This is a genomic window from Ensifer sp. 2TAB8, from assembly GCF_052115125.1.
Taxonomy (GTDB): domain Bacteria; phylum Pseudomonadota; class Alphaproteobacteria; order Rhizobiales; family Rhizobiaceae; genus Ensifer.
Map to the genome: position 1 here is coordinate 177519 of NZ_JBFRGB010000006.1, position 25175 is coordinate 202693.

The window sequence follows — 25175 nt, forward strand, 5'->3', positions numbered from 1 at the left end:
TTGAACGCTAATGTGCCGCTGATGACCTATCAGTTCGCGATCTTCGATTTCGATGGCACGCTGGCCGATACGGCGGCGGGCTTCATGGCCGCCTGCAACAGTGCCGCGCGTTGCTACGGCTTTCGTGAGCTTTCCACTGCGGAATTCCAGTCGCTGAGAACGATGGGCAACCGCGAAATCATCGCGCATCTCGGTGTGCCCGTATGGAAGTTGCCGCAGATTGCCACCTTCATGCGTAGGGCCATGGCGGCCGAGGCTGCCTCCGTCCGGCTGTTTCCGGGCGTTGCCGAGTTGCTGGCGCGGTTGAAGGCTGCCGGTATCGGCATCGCCATCGTCAGCTCGAACGCGGAAGAGGGCATTCGCGCTGCGCTCGGAGAAGCGGCTGCCGCTGTGGACCTATTCGAATGCGGTGCTGCTCTTTTCGGCAAGGCGCAGCATTTCAAGAAGGCGATCCGATACTCGGGCCTGGATCCCGCCCGGTTCCTCGCGATCGGGGACGAGGCGCGCGACATCGAGGCGGCGCGCAAGGCCGGCATTGCCGCAGGTGCCGTGGCCTGGGGCTATGCCGATCCGGACTTTCTGCAGAAGCTTGGACCGGACCGGTTCTTCACCCGCATGGAGGAGATCGCGCCCGCTTTCGGCGTGATCTGACCGTGCTTTATCAGGCTGCCTTGGCGAGATCGCGCTGGGCGTCGGCGAAGAGGCGAAGCGAATTCAGGCGGGCGTCCATGTCGAAGATCGGCATGGAGATGATCAGCTCGTCGGCCCTTGTCTGCTCAAGGAATGTTGCGATCTTGCGGCGGACCGTCTCTGGCCCGCCGACCACCGCATACATCATCGAATGGTCGACGAAGATCTTTTCGTCATAGCTCCAGAGTCCATCCATCGACTGGACCGGCGGCGGGAACTGCCCGCGCGCATTGCGACGCAGCGCCACGAAGGATTGTTGCATCGAGGTGAAGAGATAGTTCGCCTCCTCATCCGTATCGGCGGCGACACCCATGACGCCGACCATGACCTGAGGCTTGTCGAGCGTCTCGGACGGGGTAAAGCGTTCGCGGTAAATTTCGAGCGCCGAGAGCAGCATGTCGGGCGCGAAATGTGAGGCGAAGGCGAAGGGGAGGCCGAGCATACCGGCGAGATGGGCGCTGAAATGGCTGGAGCCCAGCAGCCAGATCGGCACATTGGTATCGGCACCCGGAACGGCGATGATCTTCTGGTCTTCTGCCACCGGGCCGAGCAACGCCTGCAGTTCGACGACGTCGTTCGGGAAATTGTTGCCGCTCGCTTCCATGTTGCGCCGAAGCGCCTGGGCGGTGCGCATGTCGGTGCCGGGCGCACGGCCGAGGCCGAGATCGATGCGGCCCGGATAAAGAGCTGCCAGCGTGCCGAATTGTTCGGCGATCACCAGCGGCGAGTGGTTGGGCAGCATGATGCCGCCGGAGCCGACGCGGATGGTCTTGGTGGCGGCAGCCACGTGCGAGATCACCAGTGAGGTCGCGGCACTGGCGATGCCCTTCATGCCGTGATGCTCTGCCAGCCAGAACCGTTGATAACCGTTTTCCTCGGCAGCCTGGGCCAGCCGGCGCGAATTTTCGAGCGATTGGGCGACGCTGCCGCCTTGCGTGATCGGGGAGAGATCGAGGACGGAGAAAGTCGCCATGGCAAAGGCCTTCATTGAGAGAAATTGATGGAAAGCTATGTAAGCTCAATTTTCCTCAATCCAAGGGTGGTAGCGAAGAAATCCCCGCGGGTCCTTTCAACTGTGCGTATGTTTTTGTTTTGTTCACTTTTTGCTGGCAGCGTCCAGGCTGGCATCATAGGGTGAATTTCATGCAGAATACGATTCGCATCATCGGCATCGATCCGGGCCTGCGCCGCACCGGCTGGGGCATCATCGAGACGCTCGGCAATTCGCTGCGCTTCGTGGCTTCAGGCACCGTTACCTCCGATGGCGATATGGATCTCGCCTCGCGGCTCTGCCAGTTGCACGACGGCCTTGCCGAGGTGGTGCACAGCTACCAGCCGCACGAGGCGGCAGTGGAGCAGACCTTCGTCAACAAGGACGCGACTGCGACGCTGAAACTCGGCCAGGCACGCGGCATCGCGATGCTGGTGCCGGCGCGCGCCGGGCTGAGGGTCGCCGAATATGCACCGAACGCGGTCAAGAAGGCGGTGATCGGCGTCGGCCATGGCGAGAAGCAGCAGATCCACATGATGATCAAGGTTCTGATGCCGAAGGTCGAGTTCAAGGGCAACGATGCGGCGGACGCGTTGGCGATCGCCATCTGCCATGCCCACAACCGGCAATCTGTGACCAGCCGGCTCGCCGCATTGATGGCGTAGTTGCAGTAGATCTAAAGTATGACGGCGACCCTACGCGTCTTGAAAGACGCGCGACGCTGGAGACAAGATATCTTCCGATGGTCTGGGCGACCATCCCCCACCGCGAGAGACGCCATATGATCGGCAAATTGAAGGGTACCATCGACGAGATCGGCGAGGATCATGTCGTGCTCGACGTGCATGGCGTCGGCTATGTCGCCTTTTGTTCGGCGCGCACGTTGTCCAAACTCGGCTCTGCCGGCGAGGCGGCCATACTCTTCATCGAGACCTATGTGCGCGAGGATCAGTTGAAGCTCTTCGGCTTCCTCACTGCGCTGGAGCGGGAATGGTTCCGGCTGTTGCAGAGCGTGCAGGGCGTCGGCTCGAAAGTGGCGCTCGCAGTGCTCTCGACCCTGACGCCGGGCGAACTGGCCAATGCCATTGCGCTGCAGGACAAAACTTCGGTCTCGCGCGCCCCGGGCGTCGGCCCGAAGGTGGCGGTGCGCATCGTCACCGAGCTCAAGAACAAGGCGCCGTCCTTTGCCGGTGAAATGTCGTCGTCGATCGGCCTCAAGCAAGAGCTTGGAGACGGCGTCGCGTCCGCGCCGGTCTCCGATGCTGTCTCGGCACTCACCAATCTTGGCTACTCGCGTGACCAGGCGGCCAATGCGGTTGCGGCTGCGCTGAAGAACGGCGGCGAGGGCGGCGACAGCGCCAAGCTCATTCGCCTCGGCCTCAAGGAACTGGCGCGATGAGCGCTTGCCTTGGCGAGGCGCAGAAGGCAGAACGGAAGAGGCCGGACACCGGTGGGTGCCCGCGCAATGACGACCGACCAACTGGAACGAATGCATGACTGACGCGGCACGTCTGATAACGCCGGAAAAACGCGGTGAGGATCTCGACGCGACCATGCGTCCGCAGTCGCTGGACGAGTTTACCGGCCAGGCGGAAGCGCGCGCCAACCTGAAGATCTTCATCGAGGCGGCCAAGAACCGCGGCGAGGCGCTGGACCACGTGCTCTTCGTCGGCCCGCCAGGTCTCGGCAAGACGACGCTTGCGCAGATCATGGCCAAGGAGCTCGGGGTCAATTTCCGCTCGACTTCCGGTCCGGTCATCGCCAAGGCCGGCGACCTTGCGGCCCTGCTCACCAATCTCGAAGAGCGTGACGTGCTCTTCATCGACGAAATCCACCGGCTCAATCCTGCTGTCGAAGAGATTCTCTATCCGGCGATGGAGGATTTCCAGCTCGACCTCATCATCGGAGAGGGTCCGGCGGCACGCTCGGTGAAGATTGACCTGTCGAAATTCACGCTGGTGGCGGCGACGACCCGCCTCGGCCTTTTGACGACGCCGCTTCGCGACCGCTTCGGCATTCCGGTGCGGCTCAATTTTTATACGGTCGAGGAACTGGAATCGATCGTCCGGCGCGGCGCCAGGCTGATGGGCCTCGGCATGACCGACGACGGTGCGCGCGAGATCGCCCGCCGCGCCCGCGGCACGCCGCGCATTGCCGGCCGGCTGCTGCGCCGGGTGCGCGACTTCGCCGAAGTGGCGCGCGCCGAAGCCGTGACCAAGCAGATTGCCGACGAAGCGCTGACGCGGCTGCTTGTCGACAACATGGGGCTCGACCAGCTCGACCGCCGCTACCTCTTCATGATCGCGCAGAATTTCGCCGGCGGTCCTGTCGGTATCGAAACCATCGCCGCTGGCCTCTCGGAACCGCGTGATGCGATCGAAGACATCATCGAGCCCTACCTGATCCAGCAGGGCTTCATCCAGCGAACACCGCGCGGTCGTATCTTGACCGCAAATGCCTGGAAACATATCGGCCTCAACCCGCCGAAAGAGGTCGAGGCGACGCAGTTTCGGCTGACACTCGAGGACGAATAGATGATTACACGCCGCGGATTATTGAAAGTGATCGGCGGCGGGATCGCCAGCATGGCCGCACTCGGTGGTTACGCCTTTGCCGTGGAGCCACTGGCTCGTCTGAGCGTGACCCGTTACGCGGTGACGCCGCCCGGTTGGACGCCCGGCCTAAAGCTTCGTGTCGTCATGCTCACGGATATCCATGCTTGCGAGCCGTGGATGCCGGCGAGCCGCATCGCTTCGATTTGCCGCCAGGCCAACAGTCTCGGCGGCGATGTCACGGTGCTCCTCGGCGACTATGTCGCCGGTATGAACTTCGTCACCAGCTACGTGCATTCCAGCGAATGGTCGAAAGCGCTTGCCACGCTCACGGCACCGCTCGGCGTTCATGCCGTGATGGGCAATCACGACTGGTGGGAGGACAAGACGGCGCAGAGAAATGGCGCTGGTCCGACCTTCGGGCACAAGGCGCTGCAGGATGTCGGCATCAACGTCTACAGCAATCGGGCGATCCGGCTTGAAAAGGACGGGCAGGGCTTCTGGATTGCCGGTCTCGAAGACCAGCTTGCCCTGGTGCCGGGCAAGAAGTGGCAGCGCCAGCGCATGACAGGTCTCGACGATCTCGACGGCACGCTTGCCCAGGTGGCCGACGGTGATCCTGTCATTCTGCTTGCCCACGAGCCGGACATCTTCCCGAGCGTTCCCGCGCGGGTCGCGCTGACGCTGTCGGGCCATACCCATGGTGGCCAGGTGCGGTTTCTCGGCTACGCGCCGGTGGTGCCTTCGCGCTTCGGCGATCGCTACGCCTATGGCCATATGGTCGAGGAAAACCGCAACCTCATCGTCTCGGGTGGACTCGGCTGCTCTCTCGCGCCTGTCCGTTTCGGCGTCCCGCCGGAGATCGTCGTCATCGATCTCGGGTAATCACGTCCACGCCGTGCGCGAGGGGTGCCCGCCACCACTAGTCGGGTGGGGTAGCCGATTGGGGAGGGCCGAGCGTCGCCTGTCTCCGTCGCTGGTGATGTGCCTGGCTCATTTCAAGGGGTAACGGCTGCGATCTGTGAATTCGTATTCAATGTGACTATTTTACAATATTCTTAATCTCGCCACAGCGATGCCGCGCTTTGAGCCGATTTCGTCCGTACCTAGAGCCCGGGCGACGCCAGACCTAGTCCAAAGGCCAGTTCGCAGGCGCTGAAAGGTGTCAGGAATGCGGCAAAGTAAGGGCTAGCTAAGGCGACAACGGGCGTAACAGTATCACATGCCGCCTAGGGACAGACGGAAGAGTATTGCGTTCAGCGTTATTTCACATGGTCTGAGGGAACACGAAGAGGCGCCAAATTAGCGGGGGGTGCCGTTCCCATGTGATGCTAACGACATCGGAAGGTACTTTTCTAATGGGACTCACGTTTCTGATTAATACCCTGAGCCTGGATCTCGTCATCGGACTGAAAACAGGCCTGCGCATTCTTCATTTCATCGGCCTTGCGCTCGGATTGGGCGCCGCCACCGTTCTCGACCTCATGATCCTGCGCTTTTTCATCAAGGGGAAGGTGTCTCCGGAGCACTTCGCCGTGTTTCACTTCGGGTCGAGGATCGTCAATTGGGGGTTGATCCTCCTATGGGTCACCGGTTTCGGCTTCCTGGCCTATTACGGCTTCTTCGAGCCGATCAAGCTCGGTAACGAAAAAGTCTGGGCGAAGATGACCATCGTCGCCATCCTGACGATCAACGGGGCGTTCATCCACGCGGTCATCCTGCCGAAGGTGAAGGCGCAGATCGGTTCGTCGCTGATGGATGGCATGTCGACGATGCAGCGCAGTGTTTTCCTCGTCTCCGGCGCCGTCTCGGCCACATCCTGGTATGTGCCGCTGATGCTCGGTGCACTGCCGCAACTCAACTTCGTGGTGCCGATGACTGCCATCCTGACGGCTTATGCGGTGCTGCTCGCTGCGGCCATTGCCTTTGCGCACAGTCTGCTCTTCGTCGTACCGGGCTCGGCAGTGAGACCCAGGTCCTCTTCGCGCGTTGAGCCGGAAATGGAACTTCCCGCGGTCGCCTGACCGCCCCGGCAGCTGATCGACTGCCCCGATCGGCGCTGGTTTCGGCGCGACAAGAAAGGCCCGGCGTCCGCGACGCCGGGCCTTTCCGCTTGATGTCAGGCAAGCATGGCTCCGATCGTGCGCCGCAGCCGCTCGATTCCGCCCGGCTGCCACCCCATTCCTCTCAGCCTTCGGGTATCCATGGCATTGAAGGACGCCAGGGGCGCGGCATCCGGCAAGGCATGCGTGCTGCCGGTGATCTCCTTGACGATGGCAAGCAGCGCGCGGTTATCGACAAGCACGTCGGAGACATTGAGGGTCACGCACCCGGCAGGTTCACGCGGGCTTTCTATTGCCAATCGGACCGCAGCGCCGACATCGTCGCCATGCACCTCCGTGCCCGCGCGCGACAGAACCGGGCGTCCGGTGAGGTAGTCCGAGACGAGTTCCTGCCACTTGTGGCGGGTGCCGGGGCGCGTCTCGCCGTAGACACCGGTGACCCGCAGGTTGACGGGCCTGAATTCCGGGCCGGACATGGCGGCCAGAGCCTGTTCGGCTTCGAGCTTGAGGCGGCCGTAGAGCGTTTCCGGCCGGCACGGCGTTTCTTCCATGAGTTCCAGGCCCGGCATCTGCTCGCCGTAGACGGCACGGCTCGACAGAAACAGGCAGGTCTTCACCCCGCTCATGCTTGCCTCCCGAAAGAGGCGAAGGCTGCCGTCCAGATTGGCCACGCGAAAGCCTTCGGGGTCGTTGCCTTCGCCACCCCGGTAGCGTCCTGGCACATGTTCAAAGGCCGCGTGGACAAAATGGTCGATATTCGCGAAGGCTGCACCTTGGTCGCGCGTCGCATCGAGTGCCAGCGGCTGAAACGCGGTCGGGGCCCGGAAGTGCCCGGTTGCCGGCGGTGTGCGTGCCCCGACGACGACCTCGTAGCCGTGGTCGGCTAGGTGCTCGACGATGAAGCGGCCGACGAAGCCCGTGCCGCCCGAGACAAGTACCCGGCTCATCGGTATGCCGGATTGGGTAGGGAGGCGACCTCCGGGATGCCGTCCCCGGTCAGGTAGGCGAACCAGAGGTCGATCAGCGGCTGCAGGATCTCGGCTCGGGGGTGATCCGTCTCCCAGGGCTTTTCATACTGGAAGTGCAGCACGCCGATCGAGCGCCAGTCCCAGAGATCGGGCATGTTGAACCAAACATATTGCAGCATGTTCATCGTCACCGGCAGGCCATGCCAGTCCGGGAAGAACGTTTGCAGGAATGTCTGGTCCGTGCGCGGCCAGAAGGCGTCGGGGGCGTCCAGGCGGGCGAGCATCTGCGTGAATGTCGCCCGTGACGGTTCGGCGACGAAGACGCCGGAATTCAGCCGGTGAAAGTCGGCGAGGCTTTCATAGACATTGGGCGCGGCAGAGAATTCCGGGTAGGCAAACAGCCGGTCGATGTCCTTGAGCACGATCGCGTCGGCGTCGATGAAGACACAGCGTCGGTATTCGCTAAGCTGCCAGAGTCGGAGCTTGCAGAAATTGTCGAGCGGCGAGTGAAACTCCGGTTTGCGGCCCTTGGTGAAGGGTGCTTTCTCATGCACGTTCCGGCGCTGATGACGCGCGTTAAAGGCGTCGGAGAGTGGCAACAGGTCGGTCTCGACCAGGCGGCATTGGAATTCTGCAAGCGGCGCCAGTGCTTCGATCGAAACGCCGCCGGTGTGGAGCACGACGATATCCGCCCTCGTGCCTGTGAGCCGGATGGAGCGCGCGAGCGCGCGAGCGCCGAGCGCATAGTCGGTATTGGTGACGAGCGTCACGTAGGCATGGTCGGCGGAAGGCGGCGAGGAGGGGCTGAGCCCCTCCGAGGGATCGTTCGATGTCATGAAACGGATTTCAGCCGCTTGCCCTCTGGGTCGTGGTTGATGAGCGGCGCGATGTCCTTGGTCCAGGCGGAGACGGCGGGCACGCGCGTTCTGTCGACACGATAGGCGAATTTCTTCGCGACATCGACGATTTCCGACAGAAGCCCGTCCTGCAGCCGTGTTGGGTTGAGGCCGAGCGCCAGGAATTTCTCGTTGTGGACGACGAGTTCGTTCTCGGCGGCTTCCTTGCGCGGGTTCGGCAACCAGGCGATCTGCGCGCCTGATATCGATGCGATCATCTCAGCGAGGTCGCGCACCCGGTGGGTCTCGGTCATCTGGTTGAAGATCTCGACGCGGCTGCCGCGGGCCGGCGGGCTCTTGAGCGCCAGTTCGATGCAGCGGACCGAATCCTGGATATGGATGAAGGCGCGCGTCTGGCCGCCGGTGCCGTGTACGGTCAGCGGATAGCCTATTGCCGCCTGGATGAGGAAGCGGTTCAAGACGGTGCCGTAGTCGCCGTCATAGTCGAAGCGGTTGATCAGCTGCGGGTGGCGGCGCGTCTGCTCGGTGTGGGTGCCCCAGACGATGCCCTGGTGAAGATCGGTGATCCGCAGGCCATCGTTCTTCGCGTAGAACTGGAAGAGCAACTGATCCAGGCACTTGGTCATGTGGTAGATCGAGCCGGGATTGGACGGGTAGAGGATTTCCTGGCTGACGGTCTCGCCGCCCATCGTCTCGATGCCGACAGGCAGGTAGCCCTCCGGAATGGCGGCACCGATGGTGGAGTAGCCGTAGACGCCCATGGTGCCGAGATGAACCAGATGGGTATCCAGCCCGAGTTCGACCAGTGCATTCAACAGGTTATGCGTGGCGTTGACGTTGTTGTTGACCGTATAGTTCTTGTGGCGGTCGCTCTTCATCGAATAGGGGGCGGCGCGCTGCTCGGCAAAATGCACGATCGCATCCGGGCGATGCTCGGCCAGCCAGTTCTTGAGCAGTTCGTAGTCGCGAGCAAGATCGATCAGGTTGAAGTGGATGCGGCGGCCGGTTTCGGCGTGCCAGATGCGGGTGCGTTCCTGGATCGAATCCATCGGTGTCAGCGATTGCACGCCGAGTTCCGTATCGATCCAGCGGCGCGAGAGATTGTCGAGAATATGAACGTCGTGGCCGGCATCGGACAGGTGAAGGGCCGTGGGCCAGCCGACGAAGCCGTCGCCGCCAAGGATCGCGATCTTCATGCACGTTCTCCAGATCGAGAAGGAAGTCCGTCACGTGATAGGATAGGATTGTGACAACGCTGCAATGCTTGCAAATGGCATTTTGTTCCTGCACAGGAATCGGGAATTCTTGTCGGAGAAGAGCATGTCCCTGATTTCGCTCGCAGGCGAACTGACCGAAAACGGCCATCGGCTGATCCAGCGCGTCTATTACGAAGACACCGATTTTTCCGGCGTCGTCTATCACGCCAGATACCTGCATTTCATGGAGCGCGCGCGCACCGACTTCCTGCGGCTGCTCGGTGTCGAACAGGCGACGCTGGCGATCGAGGGCGACACCGAAGGCCTAGTCTTCGTCGTGCATCGCATGGAGATCGACTTCAAGCTGCCGGCGCGCATGGACGATATCCTGACGATCACCACGGTCACGGAGAAGGCCGGCGGTGCCAAGATGGTGTTGCAACAGGAAATCCGCCGCGGTGAGCAGTTGCTGATCGCCGCCAAGGTGATCATCGCCGTCATCAACGGCCAGGGCCGCCCGCGGCGGCTACCGGAGGCGCTGGCCTACAAGTTCCAGCATGCGAAAGAGAGTGCCGGCTAGCCCGGCACGGCTGCGGCAAACAAGGCTCAGTCCGGCTCGTTCACCCCGAGCTTGTCCATGATCTTTCTGGTCAGGGACTGCCTGACCTTTGTCAGGTCCTGCCAGGGATCCGTCCCGCTTTCGATCCGTTCGAGAATGTCCGGGATCCGGAACCCATTGGCGGCTTCGAGGGCGGTAAGCTCGTTCCAGCTGATGGGCGTGGCGACGGGGCCGCCGGCCCGCGCTCGGGTGGAGTAGGGGGCGATCGCGGTCGAGCCGCGTTCGTTCCTCAGCCAGTCGATGAAGATGCGCCCCTTGCGCTTTTCCTTCGACATCGTGGCGATGAACCGGCCGGGCTCGCGGTCGGCAAATCCTTGCGCAAAACTCTTGGCGAATGCCTTGGCCTGCGGCCAGGTTGCCCGGGCCGTCAGCGGCACGATGACATGCACACCCTTTCCGCCAGTGACCATGGGAGCCGATTTCAGCCCGATCTCATCGAGCGCATCGCGCAGGACCATGGCCGCACCCTTGACCAGTTCGAAGTCGAGACCTTCATCAGGATCAAGATCGAAGACCAGTCGATCGGGACTTTCCAGCTTGTCGACGCGCGATCCCCATATATGGAACTCCAGCGTGCCCATCTGGACCGCGGCGACCAATCCCTTGGCATCGCGCACATACATGTAGTTTTCCGTCTCGCCTGAGCTTTCCGTGATCGCGACTTCCTTGATCTCGTCGGGAAATCCGTCGCCTGCATGCTTCTGGTAGAAGCGTGGCCCCCTGACGCCCTGTGGGGCACGCACGAACGAGAGCAGCCGTTCGGAGGCATAGGGCAGCATGCGGCCGGCAACCACCGCATAGTAGCGGGCGAGGTCCAGCTTGCTGATCGCTTGGCTCTCGAACAGGATGCGGTCCGGGTGAGTGATACGCACGCCGAGAACGGTTTCGTCGGGCGTGGCTTGCTTCGCGTTTACCGGCTTTGCCACTTTGCCCTGAGATTTCGTTGCAGCTTTCGTCGTTTCGGCTGTCACGGTCTTTCCCTCCTTGTCCTCCTCCTTGGAGGCCCAGACGTGCTTCTTCCTTCGCCCTTTCCCGAGGCGATCTCGTCCATGGTTCGGCCGGTGGCGACACTCGTCTGGCGGTCCTCCAGCAAAGCCTCGCCATCCTCGAAAGCGACGTCGTCAACCTCCTTGATCAGCAGCCAGTTCTCGCGCTTTTCGCCCGGTCGCGGGCGCATGCGCACCAATGCCCATCCGCCCTGCATGCGTTCGCCATTTAGACGGAACGTGAGCTTGCCGTCCCGCAGTCCCTGAGTGGGGTCCTCATCCGTCTCCCACCAACCGGTGTCCCACAACACGACGGTGCCGCCGCCATATTGCTTCTCTGGGATCGTCCCTTCGAAATCGCCGTAGGCAAGAGGATGATCTTCGGTTCTGACTGCAAGCCGCTTGTCTTCCGGGTCGAGGCTCGGTCCGCGGGTCACCGCCCAGCTTTTCAGCACGCCGTCCCACTCCAACCGGAAGTCGTAGTGCAGACGCGTGGCGTCGTGCTTTTGCACGAGGAAGCGCTTGCGGCCCGAGCGCTTGCGACCGGGCTTGCCTTTGGGTTCGCGGGTCAAGGTGAATTCGCGGCGCTTGTTGTATTCGGCGAGCGGGTCATGGCGTGCGGCCATCACCCGCCCCCACCCAGGCGTCGGAGGGTTGGAATCTTATCAACGGGTACGGCCGGTTGAGGCTCGCGGGCGAGGACCCGTTCGGTATGGGCGATGTCGCCGCTTGTGACGATGGGAACCGGATCGGCGATGATCGCCTGAAGGACTTCGGCCGACAGCACCCCGTGGGCAAGCGCGTCCTCCAGGCGGCGCAGGTCTCGCGCTCGGCCCTGAGTTCGGCATAAAGCGCCAGGATCAGTCGGTCCCGCGGATCGAAATGCGGAGAGGAAGAGCGTTTGTCGCGCTGTCGTGTCGTCTGATCGGCCATGGCGAAGAAACGTGCCTGACTGACGTAAGTTCCGGCAGCCAAGTGATACTGCAAAGACACAGCACGGTAACGGTTGCTTAACCATAATGGTGTCTTAATCACTGCATCAGGATTTGTGCAGTGCACGTCATCCTTTGACCAAAATTGACGGCAAGAAGGCAACCTAAAGCTAATTAAGGTCGCGATGGTGCGATCTGCGGCGGTGCCGGGCACTCTTGCAAACAGGACGTTTGGGCTACCCGGTCACGAGCATGAACCGCTCTTGCCGGGTGTTTGGATTCGGGGACTGAAGACGATGGAACAGGTTGGATTGGCCGCTGCGACGCACGATGTGACCCTCTGGTCGCTGTTCATGCAAGCGGGCTTTGTCGTGAAGCTGGTCATGCTGGGGCTGATTGCCGCCTCGGTCTGGACCTGGGCGATCGTTGTCGACAAGACGCTGAACTACGGCCGCGTGCGCCGTCAGCTCGACAGCTTCGAGCAGGTGTTCTGGTCCGGCCAGTCGCTGGAAGAACTCTACCGGACGCTCGCCGACAGGCAGACCGCTGGCATGGGAGCGATCTTCGTTTCCGCGATGCGCGAATGGAAGAAGAGCTTCGAGCGCGGGGCCCGGTCGCCGATCGGCCTGCAGATGCGTATCGACCGCGCCATGGACGTGACGCTCGCACGGGAATCGGAATCGCTGGAGGCCCGCCTCGGCTCGCTTGCAACGATCGGTTCGGCTGCACCCTTCATCGGCCTCTTTGGTACGGTCGTCGGTATCATGACCTCCTTCCAGGCGATCGCCGGCTCGAAGTCGACCAACCTTGCAGTCGTGGCGCCCGGTATCGCCGAAGCGCTGCTCGCCACCGCGATCGGCCTTCTCGCCGCTATCCCGGCGGTTATCGCCTACAACAAGTTCTCCGCAGACGCCGGCAAGCTGTCGGCACGCATGGAAGCTTTCGCCGACGAGTTCTCTGGCATCCTGTCGCGGCAGATCGACGAGAAGCTGCAGAACCCGCGCCAGGCCGCGCAGTAATCGCCAGAGAATACGGAGACCACGCTGATGGGTATGTCGGTTGGCGGAGCCAAAGGTTCGGGCGGCGGTCGTCGTCGTCGCGGCGGCAAGAAAGCCATAATGAGCGAAATCAACGTCACGCCGTTCGTCGACGTCATGCTCGTGCTGCTGATCATCTTCATGGTGGCGGCACCGATGATGACGGTCGGTGTGCCGATCGATCTGCCGGAAACGCAGGCCAAGGCGCTCAATTCCGATACGCAGCCGATTACCGTTTCGGTCAACCCGGCCGGCGAGATCTACCTGCAGGAGACGCCGATCGCGATCGATGAGGTCGTGCCAAAGCTCGAGGCGATCGCCACCACGGGCTACAACGAGCGCATCTATGTGCGTGGCGACACCAACGCCGACTACGGCACGGTCATGAAGGTCATGGCCCGCATCTCGGCTGCAGGTTTCAAGAACCTCGGCCTCGTCACGCTGCAAGAACAGGAAAAGTGATCGTCCACGATGAAGGGCAGTCTCGCTACATCTGCTGTCCTCCACGCCCTGGTTCTGACCTGGGCGATGGTGTCGCTCGGCAGCCCGGCTGACTTCCAGGTCGCCGACGTCGAGGCTCTGCCTGTCGACATCGTTCCCTATTCGGAAATGACGCAGGTACAGCAGGGCGACAAGAAGGCTCCGAAGAAGGAGACGTCGTCACCGGTGCCGACCAAGCGGCCGGAGACGAACCAGCCCGCCGAGAACGTCGGCGACAACGATACCGACCTGAAGACGCCGCCGACGCCGAACGCCAAGCCGTCGAAGAGCGAAGCCACGGCCTCTCCGCAGAAGAACGAGAAGCCCGAGCCGACGCCTGATCCGGTCGAACAGGAAATCAAGAAGGTCGAGGAGACCAAGCCGGCATCCGAACCTGCGACTGAAGTCGCGGCGCTGCCGGAGCCCAAGCAGGAAGTGAAGCCGGAGACGAAGCCCGATCCGGCGCCGGCCGAAGAAAAGCCGGCCGAGAACCCGGAAGCCGAAGCGCTGCCCGAAAAGGTGCCGACCCCGGCGGCCAAGCCGAAGGTTGAAAAGCCGGCCCAGAGCGCCAAGACGCCTGAACGCAAGAACGAGGCAACGCCGAAGGAACAGAAGAAGGCGGCCTCCACTGAAGATAGCAAGTTCAACGCCGACGAGATCGCGGCCCTGCTCAACCGGCAGGATCCGTCTGCTGGCGGCGCAAAGCGCTCGACGCAGGAGGCTGCTCTTGGCGGCAAGAAGACGATCGGCGTGGGCCTCAGCGCCAACGAGATCGATGGCGTCAAGGGTCAGATCCAGGGCAACTGGTCGCTGACGCCCGGCCTGACCGGCGTTCAGGAAGTCCGCGTCTCGATCCGGGTGCAGTTGGATCCGGCCGGCAACATCGTCGGTACGCCCGAGGTCACTGCAACTGGCGGGCCTGAGGGAACGCGCCGCGCTGTCGAAAGCAGCACGCTGCGCGCGCTCCGTCGCTCGTCGCCTCTACAGAACCTGCCACCTGAAAAATATGATGGCGAAAAAGGATGGAATACCCTCGTGCTGAACTTCGATCCCTCGGAATTCGCACTCTAGAGCTGCCGGGAATGGAACCATGCCGGATAGCCAACACTACCGCACAAACCCTTCGTATTAAGCTGAAAGGCTTGTCTCAATGATCAAGGTCTCTCTTTTCCGTGCCCTGATGGTGGCCGCGGGCATGTTAGCCGCGGTTGTCGCGGCGACACCGGCGAACGCCGTCGTCGAAATCAACATCAACAAGGGTAATGTCGAACCCCTGCCGATCGCGATTACCGATTTCCTTCAGGGCGAACTCGGTCAGAAGATCTCTGATGTGGTCGCTGCCGACCTGAAGCGCTCGGGCCTGTTCGCGCCGATCAACAAGGGCGCCTTCATCGAGAAGATCAGCAATCCTGACGCCACGCCGCGCTTCGAGGACTGGAAGGTCATCAATGCGCAGGCGCTCGTCACCGGCCGCGTGACGCAGGAAGGCGACGGCAGGCTGAAAGCCGAGTTCCGCCTGTGGGATACGTTCGGCAACAAGCAGATGACCGGCCAGCAGTTCTTTACCCAGCCGGAAAACTGGCGCCGCGTCGCCCACATCATCGCCGACGCCATCTATGAGAGCGTCACCGGTGAAAAGGGCTATTTCGATACGCGTATCGTCTATGTCGCCGAAAGCGGCCCGAAGACGGCACGCAAGCGTCAGCTCGCGATCATGGACCAGGACGGCTTCAACGCCCGTGCGCTCACCAATTCCAACGACATCGTTCTGACGCCGCGCTTCTCGCCGAACCGCCAGGAAGTCACCTACATGTCGTTCGAAAACCAGCAGCCGCGCGTCTACCTGCTGCAGCTGGAAACCGGACAGCGTGAGGTCGTCGGCAACTTCCCCGGCATGACCTTCTCGCCGCGCTTCTCGCCCGATGGCCAGCGGGTCATCATGAGCCTGCAGCAGGACGGCAATGCCAACATCTATACGATGGACCTGCGCTCGCGCACGACGACGCGCCTCACCAACACCGCCGCGATCGACACCGCACCGTCCTATTCGCCCGATGGCAGCCAGATCGCCTTTGAAAGCGACCGCGGCGGTCGACAGCAGATCTACGTGATGGGCGCCGACGGCTCCGGCCAGCGCCGCATCTCCTTCGGCGACGGCTCCTATTCGACGCCGGTCTGGTCTCCGCGCGGCGACCTCATCGCCTTCACCAAGCAGTCGGGCGGCAAATTCTCGATCGGCGTGATGAAGACCGACGGTTCAGGCGAGCGCATCCTGACGACCGGCTTCCACAACGAAGGCCCCACCTGGGCACCGAACGGCCGCGTCTTGATGTTCTTCCGCCAGAACTCGGGCGCCGGCGGTCCGCAGCTCTATTCGATCGATCTGAGCGGTTACAACGAGCAGCAGATCCCGACCCAGGGCTTCGCCTCCGACCCCGCCTGGTCGCCGCTGCTCGAATAGGCTGATCCAATTTGCGGCGGGAAAATGTGGCAACGATGCCGCTTTCTCGCCGCAAAGTGCTGGTCTAGCAGGCCCCGAGCCGAAATTATCGATTTGTTAACCATAACTGTTGAAAAGCGATTAACCGCTTCCGGTTACAGTCTGGCAACCGTGAATTCAGACACTTCCAAGGAGACCGGCGCATGAGCCGAATTGACACCCCGGCCGTAGGCCGCATGCAGACCATCGCTCGCAACCCCGTCATGATCGCTCTGGTCATGACGCTTGCCATCGCTGGCTGTGCATCGAAGAAGAACATGCCGAACAACGCCAACGAGCTCGGCCTCGGCGGCGCGGGCGCCGCAACGCCGGGTTCGCAGCAGGACTTCACCGTCAATGTCGGCGACCGCATCTTCTTCGACACCGACTCCACCTCGATCCGCGCCGACGCGCAGCAGACGCTCGCCCGCCAGGCTCAGTGGCTCGCCAAGTACCCGAACTACGCGATCACCATTGAAGGCCATGCCGACGAACGCGGCACGCGCGAATACAACCTGGCACTCGGCGCCCGCCGTGCAGCCTCTACCCGCGACTATCTGATCAGCCAGGGCGTTCCGTCCAATCGGATGAAGACCATCTCCTACGGCAAGGAAAAGCCGGTTGCCGTCTGCGACGACATCTCGTGCTGGTCGCAGAACCGTCGCGCCGTTACCGTTCTCGGTGGCGCCGGCATGTAATCTCACGGCCGCGCTTCGGCACGGCTCCGATTGCACGTGTGATCGCAAGATCACAGACTGCTAAATTAAAAGGGCGGCTCTCGGCCGCCCTTTGCTTTTTTACCACACTTTGGCCGAACTCCGTTGCTTTTTCAGGGTAATTGGAAAACTGTGCGGCAATCACCCAATTGACTCGGCGAGATGTATTGCGGGCCCCGGCTCAAGGGTGGGACAACCGATATTCGAACAGGACAAATGAAATGAAGAGATTTGTCGTGGCGGGACTGATCGGTCTGACGGCTCTTGTGGGCCTGGGCCAGACGGCGAACGCCATGCCGCTTTCAGGGCTGCTGGCCCGAACGACTGAAGCTCAAGCCGGCGCGCAGCAGAAGCTGCCCGTGGTGAAGGTACAGTCGGCCGAGACCGCACGGATTGGCCAGCTTGAGGAACAGATCCGCTCGCTCAACGGGCGTATCGAAGAAATGAGCTTTCAGCTCCTGCAGATGCAGGAGCAGATCCGGAAGTTCCAGGAGGACAACGAATTCCGTTTCCAGGATCTGGAAAGCGGCAAGGCCTCCCCGAAGAAGAGCGGCGCTTTGCAGACGCCGAAGACCAGCGATCAGGCGTCCGTCACCCCCGGGGTGACGGATAGCCAGACCATGCCACCGGCGGGTGGCGGCAACGACATGGCTTCCTCCGGCCTTTCGTCCGGTGGTGACCAGGGCGCCAATGGTGCCGCTCCGCCGACCACGCTCGGCCAGATCGTCTTCGACCAGAGCGGCAATCCGGTCTCGACCACGACCGATGCGCGACCCGGCGCAAATGCGACACCGCCCGGCGTCGATGCCGGTGCTGGTCTGCCCACCAACGATGGCGGCCTGAACGGCAATCCGGGCAACCAGCAGACGGCGTCACTCGACAATCCTGGTGATCTCTACCAGTCGGCCTACGGCCATGTTCTCTCGGGCGATTACAGCACGGCGGAGCAGGAGTTCGGCGATTATCTGGCAGCGTTCCCGCAGGGTGACAAGGCGGCCGACGCCAGCTTCTGGTTGGGTGAGGCGCAGTATTCGCAGGGCAAATATAGTGATGCGGCCAAGACCTTCCTGAACGCACACCAGGCCCACGGCAAGTCGCCGAAGGCGCCGGAGATGCTGCTGAAGCTCGGCATGTCGCTCGGCGCGCTCGACAACAAGGAAACGGCCTGCGCGACGCTGCGTGAGGTCAACAAGCGCTACCCGAAGGCTTCGCCTGCGGTAAAGGCAAAGGTGACGAGCGAGCAGAGCCGCTTTGGCTGCTGAGGCCCACCCGCCAATCGCCGTTGTCGAGACGGCAAAACGATTTCTTGCCTCCTTCGATAGACCCGCACGAATCCTCGTGGCCGTCTCCGGCGGGAGCGACTCGAAAGGACTGCTTCTCGCTCTCAACGAGGCGATCGAGGCAACCAAGCCCACAGAATTTTCCCTGGCCGCCTGCACGGTCGATCATGCGCTGAGGCCGGAATCGGCCGAAGAGGCGCGCAATGTCGCAGCGTTTTGCGAGAGCCTGGGCGTACCGCATATCACTGTCCGATGGGACGGCGCGAAGCCCAGTACCGGCATTCAGGCAGCGGCGCGCGAGGCGCGCTATGCCTTGCTGGCCGCCGCCGCGCAGCGTTTAGAAGCATCCACAGTCGTCACCGGTCATACGCTGGACGATCAGCGTGAGACGATCCTGATGCGAGCCCAGCGCGGGGAGGGACCCGGCGCCGCGGGCATGGCCGGGGCCACGCTCTATGACCGACGCATCTGGGTGCAGCGTCCCTTCCTTGCGGTCGACCGTACGGCCATCCGCGCCTTTCTCACCGATCGGAAGGTCGGCTGGTTCGATGATCCGAGCAATGTGAACCCACGCTTCGAGCGGGTCCGCGCGCGGGCCTCGCTGGCGTCATCGGCCGAGATCGCTGCCGGCATTTGGGACGCCCAGTCCCGGGCGCAATCGTCGGCAGCCGCCGCCACTCTGCTCGACCGGCATGTGTGGGTGCATGCGGGGTTGGTCGCCGAAATCGCGCCTCAGATGGCCGGCCCGTCCCGGAACATCGATTGGCAGAGGGCGTTACTCGCGCTGACGACCGTGATCGGCGGCCGCGCGCATCTGCCTGCCGCCGAGACGGCGGAGCGGCTGACGGCGTTCCTGGAGAAGGAGGCAGCGGGCCGGCTAACCGCCGGGCGCGTCGTTTTCGACCGGCGCTCGACCGGTCTATATCTCTATCGCGAGGCGCGCGATGTCGAAGATTTGACATTGCAAACGGGACAAGCCGGTATCTGGGACGGTCGTTTTCTGGTCCGCAATGGGGGTGGGGTCCCCCTCACGGTGACGGTGGAAGGCGGCCGCGGACCACAACAGCAGAGACTTATTGCCGCAGGTCTGCCACCGGGCGTTGCCGGCCGCGCGTCGCTGACGGCGCCGAAGGTCTTGTCTGAGCAGGGCGAAAGTGTCGCATCCATCACAATCGAGCCGAGGATCGGGCTCTACGACACCTTTTTGCCGGGTTTCGACCGGATCATGGCCGATCGGATCGCCGTATTGTTCGGACGAGAGCCTTATCCTCCGCCGCCGGTTCACGATCTATTGACAGAAATGGAACGGTAGCCGGCGGTTTGCCTTGGCAATACGTCACCAGAACCCTATGTTAGGGAGCAAGACAGCGGCTCGCGAAATGCGCGGGTCGTGACAGGTTCCGGGGAGTTCGATGAACCCTAATTTTCGTAATCTTGCCCTTTGGGCAATCATAGCGCTTCTGCTGATCGCGTTGTTCAGCATGTTCCAGCAGCCGACGGAGCGCACCGGCTCGCGCGAGATTCCGTTCTCGCAGTTCCTTAAGGACGTGGATGCGAGCCGCGTCAAGGAAGTCGTGATCACCGGCTCGAAAGTGATCGGCAGCTATTCCGAAAGCGGCGCTACCTTCCAAACCTACGCGCCTTCAGTCGATACGGCGCTGACCGAGCGCCTCGAAGCCAAGGACGTGACGGTCACGGTTCGCCCGGAAACCGACGGCTCGTCCGGCTTCCTGAGCTATATCGGCACGTTGCTTCCGATGCTTCTGATCCTCGGCGTCTGGCTGTTCTTCATGCGGCAGATGCAGGGCGGTTCGCGCGGCGCCATGGGCTTCGGCAAGTCCAAGGCCAAACTCCTGACGGAAGCGCATGGCCGCGTCACTTTTGACGATGTCGCCGGCGTCGATGAAGCCAAGCAGGACCTTGAGGAAATCGTCGAATTCCTGCGTGACCCGCAGAAGTTCCAGCGTCTTGGCGGCCGCATTCCGCGCGGCGTGCTGCTCGTCGGCCCTCCGGGTACCGGTAAGACGCTGCTTGCACGCTCGGTTGCAGGCGAAGCCAACGTGCCGTTCTTCACCATCTCCGGTTCCGACTTCGTCGAAATGTTCGTCGGCGTTGGCGCCAGCCGTGTGCGCGACATGTTCGAGCAGGCCAAGAAGAATGCGCCCTGCATCATCTTCATTGACGAAATCGACGCCGTCGGTCGCCATCGTGGCGCCGGTCTCGGCGGCGGTAACGACGAACGCGAACAGACGCTCAACCAGTTGCTGGTCGAGATGGACGGCTTCGAAGCCAACGAAGGCATCATCCTGATCGCCGCGACCAACCGTCCCGACGTTCTCGATCCGGCGCTTCTGCGTCCGGGCCGCTTCGACCGGCAGGTCGTCGTTCCGAACCCGGATATCAACGGTCGCGAACGCATCCTCAAGGTGCATGTGCGCAACGTGCCGCTGGCACCGAACGTTGACCTCAAGGTGCTGGCCCGCGGTACGCCCGGCTTCTCCGGTGCCGACCTCATGAACCTCGTCAACGAGGCGGCACTGATGGCGGCTCGCCGCAACAAGCGTCTTGTCACCATGCTCGAGTTCGAGGATGCCAAGGACAAGATCATGATGGGCGCGGAGCGTCGCTCCTCTGCCATGACCGAAGCCGAAAAGAAGCTGACCGCCTATCACGAAGCCGGTCACGCGATCCTGGCGCTCAACGTTCCCTCGGCCGATCCGCTGCACAAGGCAACGATCATCCCGCGTGGCCGGGCGCTTGGCATGGTCATGCAGTTGCCGGAAGGCGACCGCTACTCGATGAGCTACAAGTGGATGGTCTCGCGCCTTGCCATCATGATGGGCGGACGCGTTGCCGAAGAACTGACCTTCGGCAAGGAGAACATCACCTCGGGCGCATCGTCGGACATCGAACAGGCGACGAAGCTTGCTCGCGCGATGGTGACCCAGTGGGGCTTCTCCGACCAGCTCGGCCAGGTCTCCTACGGTGAAAATCAGCAGGAAGTCTTCCTCGGCCATTCCGTTGCCCAGCAGAAGAACGTGTCGGAAGCGACCGCCCAGAAGATCGACAACGAAATCCGTCGTCTGATCGATGAGGCCTACGAGACCGCGCGCAAAATCCTGACGGAGAAGAACCACGAGTTCGTGGCACTTGCCGAAGGGCTGCTCGAATACGAAACGCTGACCGGCGAAGAAATCAAGGCGCTGATCCGCGGCGAGAAGCCGGCACGCGACCTTGGCGACGATACGCCGCCGCATCGCGGCTCGGCCGTTCCCTCGGCTGGTTCCAAGAAGGAAGGCCCGGCGGGCAACAAGGGCGAAGAATCCGAAGGCGGATTCGAGCCGCAGCCCCAATAGCGCGACGATTAGAGATGCATCCGAGCCGCCGTTCCTTAAGTGGAGCGGCGGCTTTTGGTTGCCGACTTGGCGTCTGGCATTTGGTAACGGGATGTAATGATTTCTGATGTTACGCTCGCTGCCGTTTCCGATGCTTTTGTGTCAAAGAAGACAGGACGTGTTTGCGGCGGCTGCCCTTGAACGGAACGCCGGTCGCCAGACAGACGGCATCCAAGAGCATGAAATGAGGTCCGGTCAATGAAACCCAGTCGCGCAAAACGCAGACAGGCGGAGCTGGCCAAACCAGCACTGACCCGGCAGAACGATGGAGTTCTTATGAAGCGAAAGTATTTCGGCACCGACGGCATCCGCGGCCAGTCCAACATGTTTCCGATGACACCGGATCTGGCGATGCGGGTCGGCATCGCGGTCGGTACGATTTTTCGCAATGGTGCTCACCGCCACCGCGTGGTGATCGGCAAGGATACGCGCCTTTCGGGCTACATGCTCGAGAACGCGATGGTGGCGGGCTTTACGGCAGCCGGTCTCGACGTCTTCCTGCTCGGGCCGATCCCGACGCCGGGCGTCGCGATGCTCACCCGCTCGCTGCGCGCCGATATCGGCGTGATGATTTCCGCCTCGCATAATCCCTACCAGGATAACGGCATCAAGCTTTTCGGTCCCGACGGCTACAAGCTTTCCGACGACATTGAACAGAAGATCGAAGCCCTGCTCGACCAGGATCTTTCCGGGCAACTGGCGAAGTCGGAAGACATCGGCCGGGCGAAGCGCGTCGATGGCGACATCTATCGTTATCTGGAACACGCCAAGCGCACGCTGCCGCGTGACGTCACGCTGCAGGGGCTCCGGATCGCCGTCGATTGCGCCAATGGCGCGGCCTACAAGGTGGCGCCGACGGCCCTTTGGGAGCTGGGCGCGGAAGTCGTGACCATCGGAACGGAACCGAACGGTCTCAACATCAATCTTGACTGTGGCTCCACCCATCCGGCCACGCTGTCGAAGAAGGTCCATGAAGTGCGCGCCGACATCGGCATCGCGCTCGACGGCGATGCCGATCGTGTGCTGATCGTCGACGAGAACGGCACGGTGATTGACGGCGACCAGCTGATGGCGGTGATCGCCGACAGCTGGGCCGAAGACGGCATGCTGCGCGGCGGTGCGGTTGCGGCGACCGTCATGTCCAATCTCGGTCTCGAGCGCTACCTTAAGGGGCGCGGCATCGATCTGCGGCGCACGAAGGTCGGCGACCGCTATGTCGTCGAGCAGATGCGTCAGGACGGCCTCAATGTCGGTGGTGAACAGTCCGGCCATATCGTGCTTTCGGATTTCGGCACGACGGGCGATGGCCTTGTCGCCGCTCTGCAGATCCTCGCGGTGATCAAGCGCCAGGGCAAGCCGGTGAGCGAAGTGTGCCACCGCTTCGAACCGGTGCCGCAGGTCCTGAAGAATGTTCGGGTATCCGCCGGAAAGCCGCTTGAGGACGCGACGGTGCGTCAGGCGATCGCCGACGCGGAAGCGGAGCTTGCCAAGTCCGGCCGCCTCTTGATCCGCCCATCCGGTACGGAGCCGCTCATCCGCGTGATGGCGGAAGGTGACGATCGTGGCCAGGTCGAGCGCATCGTCGACGAGCTGGTCAACGTCATCGGCAGCGTGCGCAACGCCGCCTGACACATTCAGCGATTGATTTCCCTCCAGGGCCGGTGCGATGCATCGGCCTCTTTTTTTGCCTGCATCTCGAACGGGGGCACGGGGCGAGCCGTCCCATGACTGGAATTCCGATCGGCAGCATTGTTGGCTCTGAAAGACGACCCAGCGCATTGTCTTGCCGCTTTATTTAGCTTCACCTTAAGGGAACTACAGGGCAGAAAGTAACGCGGCACAGCAACCACAAGAATAGGCCGGTATCTTAACAATCTCGGTAAACGTTTGTAGTTAATCGGAACTTAACCTTTCCTCCTCATTATCCATAACCAACATCGGGATTTGGGCACCGGTTTCATGGTGAACCAAGCAACGGAATGTATTGGAGTGGGCCATGAAGAGAATTTTGAGTGGCGTTGTGGCTATCTTGCTCAGCGGCACGGCAGCATTTGCTGCGGATGTCTACCAACCTATGGAACCGGTGCCGGAGCAGCCCGTAGAGGTCATTCAGACCAGCGGTTGGTACCTGCGCGGCGACGTCGGCTATGCGTGGAACCATCTGCGCGGCGCAAACTATTACCAGGGCGGCCCCGGCGGCTCCGTCACCGATTTCGAATCTGCGGATATCGATGACTCCTGGGTTATCGGCGGCGGTGTCGGTTATCAGTTCAACAACTACCTGCGTGCCGACGTCACGGCCGACTACTGGGGCAACGCCGACTTTGCCGGCTCGACCCTGGGGTTCTGCGGCAGTGTTCCGGGCCCCTGCGTTTCGAGCGATAAAAGCTCGGTTTCCGCCTGGAGCCTGATGGCCAACGCCTATGTCGATATCGGTACTTACGGTGCCTTCACCCCTTACGTCGGTGCCGGTATCGGTGCCACGCACGTCAAGTGGGATGGACTGCGCAACACCAGCTGCAGCGTCAGCAATCCGGCAGCCTGCGACCCGACGACGGATCACAGTGGCGAGAGCAAGTGGCGCTTCACCTACGCGCTGATGGCCGGTACGGCGATCGACCTTACCTGCAATCTCAAGGCAGACGTCGGATACCGCTTCCGCCAGGTCGATGACGGCGACATGTTCGGCTTCGCCAACGGTGGCGGTCCGGGCTCCGACGAGGGCTTCTACATCCACGAAGCACGCGCCGGTCTGCGCTACTCCTTCGGCAATACCTGCGAAGTGCCTTACGAGCCGCCGCCGGTGGTCTACAAATAATCGGATCGTTTCGGGGAAATACCAAGGCCACCTTCGGGTGGCCTTTTTCGTTGCCGCCAACCTTTGCCTGTTCCCTAACAAGCATGGTTAACCGTGGGTTAACCAGTCGCTGCCAATAGTTAACGCTGAACGAAGCGGTGACGGCATGGCTCCATCCCGCACGAATAGCTGCGGTGAAAGGGCATGGGCATGGATTGGCGAAACGGGTTCTGCGGAGCCGCTTTTGGTGCCGGCCTGCTTCTTTCGGGTGCCGCGCTGGCGGCCGACGAGGATCTGCTGAATGCTCCGGAGATCACCATCGAAAAAGAAACGGCCAGTTCAGGCGGCATCTACCTGCGCGGCGATATCGGCTATGCGCCCTGGCGCGGCGAAGGCGATCCCTACTACCGGACCTTCGATGCGGGCACGCTGAGCTACGGCAGCGTTCCCTTCGACAATGCGCGTTTTGACAAGCCGTTCTCCGGCTCGCTCGGCGTTGGTTATCAGTTCACCGATATGTTCCGCGCCGATCTGACGGCCGACTATTTCGAGGGCCGATTCAATGGTTCGTCCTCGTCCGCCGGTCCCTGCGCCGGGCAGGGGGCAGGGACATCCTGCGCCTTCTCGACCGCAGCCGATTACTCCGCCCTCGGTTTGATGGCGAACGCCTATATGGATTTCGGCACGCTCGCCGGCTTCACGCCCTATGTCGGCGGGGGTATCGGCGCGACGCGTCTCAACTGGGACACGGCAGTCGAAAGCGCCACTTGCGTCGCCGGCGTCGGCGCCTGCGCCGGTTCCCCCACCTCGGCCTCCTACGAGGGACGCGACAGCTGGCGTTTCACCTATGCGCTGATGGCGGGCGTCTCCTATGATCTCGGCGACCAGTTGAAGCTCGATGTCGGCTATCGCTACTCCCATATCGCCGATGGCGAGATGTTTGGTTTCGGGGCCGAGGCTCTGGCGGGCGCGACCGGCGACAAGGGCTTCGACGACGGGCTTTCCCGCCACGAGATTCGCGCGGGCCTGCGCTTCTCCTTCTAACGCCTTGAGGCGCCACGGTTTCGGTGGAAGTCGGGTCATGCTGATCCGCCTTATGTCCCAGCCTCTTGCTCGGAAGGAAGTGACGGTCGGCAA

Annotated in this window: 22 protein-coding genes and 2 pseudogenes; 18 read left to right on the top strand and 6 right to left on the bottom strand. The window is 62.2% G+C overall.

Annotated elements, in window-relative coordinates; all coding sequences use genetic code 11:
- Positions 1-21 precede the first annotated feature (21 nt).
- Positions 22-651 carry an HAD hydrolase-like protein gene (locus AB4Z53_RS13180; RefSeq protein ID WP_441596257.1) on the top strand — a complete coding sequence of 210 codons (630 nt, stop codon included), beginning with the start codon at positions 22-24 and terminating at the stop codon, positions 649-651.
- A gap of 10 nt (positions 652-661) precedes the next feature.
- Here AB4Z53_RS13180 and AB4Z53_RS13185 read toward each other — a convergent pair whose 3' ends face one another.
- Complete coding sequence (locus AB4Z53_RS13185) at positions 662-1663, bottom strand: LLM class flavin-dependent oxidoreductase (RefSeq protein WP_113540907.1); 1002 nt, start codon at positions 1661-1663, stop codon at positions 662-664.
- Between the two features lie 170 nt (positions 1664-1833).
- Here AB4Z53_RS13185 and ruvC point away from each other — a divergent pair, with 170 nt between their 5' ends.
- The 5 genes from ruvC (at position 1834) to AB4Z53_RS13210 (ending at position 6257) form a co-directional block, all read left to right on the top strand.
- A complete protein-coding gene (gene ruvC, locus AB4Z53_RS13190) occupies positions 1834-2346 on the top strand; it encodes a crossover junction endodeoxyribonuclease RuvC (RefSeq protein WP_113540908.1) in 513 nt (170 codons plus the stop codon).
- A 116-nt stretch (positions 2347-2462) separates the two neighbouring features.
- Positions 2463-3080: a Holliday junction branch migration protein RuvA gene (ruvA, locus tag AB4Z53_RS13195; RefSeq protein ID WP_223725521.1), complete on the top strand. Its 618-nt coding sequence runs from the start codon at positions 2463-2465 to the stop codon at positions 3078-3080.
- Between the two features lie 94 nt (positions 3081-3174).
- On the top strand, positions 3175-4215 hold the full coding sequence (gene ruvB / locus AB4Z53_RS13200; protein WP_065375272.1) for a Holliday junction branch migration DNA helicase RuvB: 1041 nt from the start codon (positions 3175-3177) through the stop codon (positions 4213-4215).
- Positions 4216-5118 carry a metallophosphoesterase gene (locus tag AB4Z53_RS13205; RefSeq protein WP_113540899.1) on the top strand — a complete coding sequence of 301 codons (903 nt, stop codon included), beginning with the start codon at positions 4216-4218 and terminating at the stop codon, positions 5116-5118.
- A gap of 473 nt (positions 5119-5591) precedes the next feature.
- Positions 5592-6257, top strand: coding sequence for a hypothetical protein (locus AB4Z53_RS13210; protein WP_291160442.1), 666 nt, complete (start codon positions 5592-5594; stop codon positions 6255-6257).
- A 95-nt stretch (positions 6258-6352) separates the two neighbouring features.
- Here the strand turns inward: AB4Z53_RS13210 and AB4Z53_RS13215 are convergent, their stop codons facing one another.
- From AB4Z53_RS13215 to AB4Z53_RS13225, 3 genes are read right to left on the bottom strand one after another with little or no spacing between them, the layout of a single operon-like run.
- On the bottom strand, positions 6353-7243 hold the full coding sequence (locus AB4Z53_RS13215) for an NAD-dependent epimerase/dehydratase family protein (protein WP_113540900.1): 891 nt from the start codon (positions 7241-7243) through the stop codon (positions 6353-6355).
- Positions 7240-8100, bottom strand: a complete 861-nt coding sequence (locus tag AB4Z53_RS13220) for a glycosyltransferase (RefSeq protein WP_441596261.1) — start codon at positions 8098-8100, stop codon at positions 7240-7242. The genes AB4Z53_RS13215 and AB4Z53_RS13220 overlap by 4 nt, the downstream gene beginning before the upstream one ends.
- Entirely contained in the window at positions 8097-9317 is a 1221-nt protein-coding gene (locus AB4Z53_RS13225; RefSeq protein WP_113540902.1) for an NAD-dependent epimerase/dehydratase family protein, read from the bottom strand. Before AB4Z53_RS13225 ends, AB4Z53_RS13220 begins: the two co-directional genes overlap by 4 nt.
- Positions 9318-9441: 124 nt before the next feature.
- Here AB4Z53_RS13225 and ybgC point away from each other — a divergent pair, with 124 nt between their 5' ends.
- On the top strand, positions 9442-9897 hold the full coding sequence (gene ybgC, locus AB4Z53_RS13230) for a tol-pal system-associated acyl-CoA thioesterase (RefSeq protein ID WP_113540903.1): 456 nt from the start codon (positions 9442-9444) through the stop codon (positions 9895-9897).
- Positions 9898-9923: 26 nt separating this feature from the next.
- On the opposite strand, the pseudogene ligD reads toward ybgC, so the two are convergent.
- A pseudogene (ligD, locus tag AB4Z53_RS13235) lies at positions 9924-11548 on the bottom strand (non-homologous end-joining DNA ligase).
- Positions 11548-11855 (bottom strand): annotated as a pseudogene (locus AB4Z53_RS13240) (hypothetical protein). Before AB4Z53_RS13240 ends, ligD begins: the two co-directional pseudogenes overlap by 1 nt.
- 295 nt (positions 11856-12150) lie before the next feature.
- Here AB4Z53_RS13240 and tolQ point away from each other — a divergent pair.
- The 11 genes from tolQ to AB4Z53_RS13295 all read left to right on the top strand — a co-directional run bounded on the left by tolQ (position 12151) and on the right by AB4Z53_RS13295 (position 25082).
- Positions 12151-12873: a protein TolQ gene (tolQ, locus tag AB4Z53_RS13245; RefSeq protein ID WP_113538644.1), complete on the top strand. Its 723-nt coding sequence runs from the start codon at positions 12151-12153 to the stop codon at positions 12871-12873.
- Between the two features lie 27 nt (positions 12874-12900).
- Positions 12901-13353, top strand: coding sequence for a protein TolR (gene tolR / locus AB4Z53_RS13250; RefSeq protein WP_112807350.1), 453 nt, complete (start codon positions 12901-12903; stop codon positions 13351-13353).
- A 9-nt stretch (positions 13354-13362) separates the two neighbouring features.
- Positions 13363-14442 carry a hypothetical protein gene (locus tag AB4Z53_RS13255; protein ID WP_113538645.1) on the top strand — a complete coding sequence of 360 codons (1080 nt, stop codon included), beginning with the start codon at positions 13363-13365 and terminating at the stop codon, positions 14440-14442.
- A 79-nt stretch (positions 14443-14521) separates the two neighbouring features.
- The gene (gene tolB / locus AB4Z53_RS13260; RefSeq protein ID WP_113538646.1) at positions 14522-15832 is read left to right on the top strand and encodes a Tol-Pal system beta propeller repeat protein TolB; all 1311 of its coding nucleotides are present in this window, start codon (positions 14522-14524) and stop codon (positions 15830-15832) included.
- Positions 15833-16014: 182 nt separating this feature from the next.
- Complete coding sequence (gene pal / locus AB4Z53_RS13265; protein WP_113538647.1) at positions 16015-16548, top strand: peptidoglycan-associated lipoprotein Pal; 534 nt, start codon at positions 16015-16017, stop codon at positions 16546-16548.
- A 239-nt stretch (positions 16549-16787) separates the two neighbouring features.
- Positions 16788-17828 carry a tol-pal system protein YbgF gene (ybgF, locus tag AB4Z53_RS13270; RefSeq protein WP_441596265.1) on the top strand — a complete coding sequence of 347 codons (1041 nt, stop codon included), beginning with the start codon at positions 16788-16790 and terminating at the stop codon, positions 17826-17828.
- A 70-nt stretch (positions 17829-17898) separates the two neighbouring features.
- On the top strand, positions 17899-19158 hold the full coding sequence (gene tilS / locus AB4Z53_RS13275) for a tRNA lysidine(34) synthetase TilS (protein ID WP_441596328.1): 1260 nt from the start codon (positions 17899-17901) through the stop codon (positions 19156-19158).
- A 100-nt stretch (positions 19159-19258) separates the two neighbouring features.
- Positions 19259-21202, top strand: a complete 1944-nt coding sequence (ftsH, locus tag AB4Z53_RS13280; protein ID WP_113538650.1) for an ATP-dependent zinc metalloprotease FtsH — start codon at positions 19259-19261, stop codon at positions 21200-21202.
- Positions 21203-21517: 315 nt separating this feature from the next.
- Positions 21518-22870 (top strand): phosphoglucosamine mutase, encoded by a 1353-nt coding sequence (glmM, locus tag AB4Z53_RS13285; RefSeq protein WP_113538651.1) that lies wholly within the window; start codon positions 21518-21520, stop codon positions 22868-22870.
- A 367-nt stretch (positions 22871-23237) separates the two neighbouring features.
- The gene (locus AB4Z53_RS13290) at positions 23238-24059 is read left to right on the top strand and encodes an outer membrane protein (RefSeq protein WP_291158293.1); all 822 of its coding nucleotides are present in this window, start codon (positions 23238-23240) and stop codon (positions 24057-24059) included.
- A 189-nt stretch (positions 24060-24248) separates the two neighbouring features.
- Positions 24249-25082 (top strand): outer membrane protein, encoded by an 834-nt coding sequence (locus AB4Z53_RS13295; protein ID WP_441596268.1) that lies wholly within the window; start codon positions 24249-24251, stop codon positions 25080-25082.
- Positions 25083-25175 lie beyond the last annotated feature (93 nt).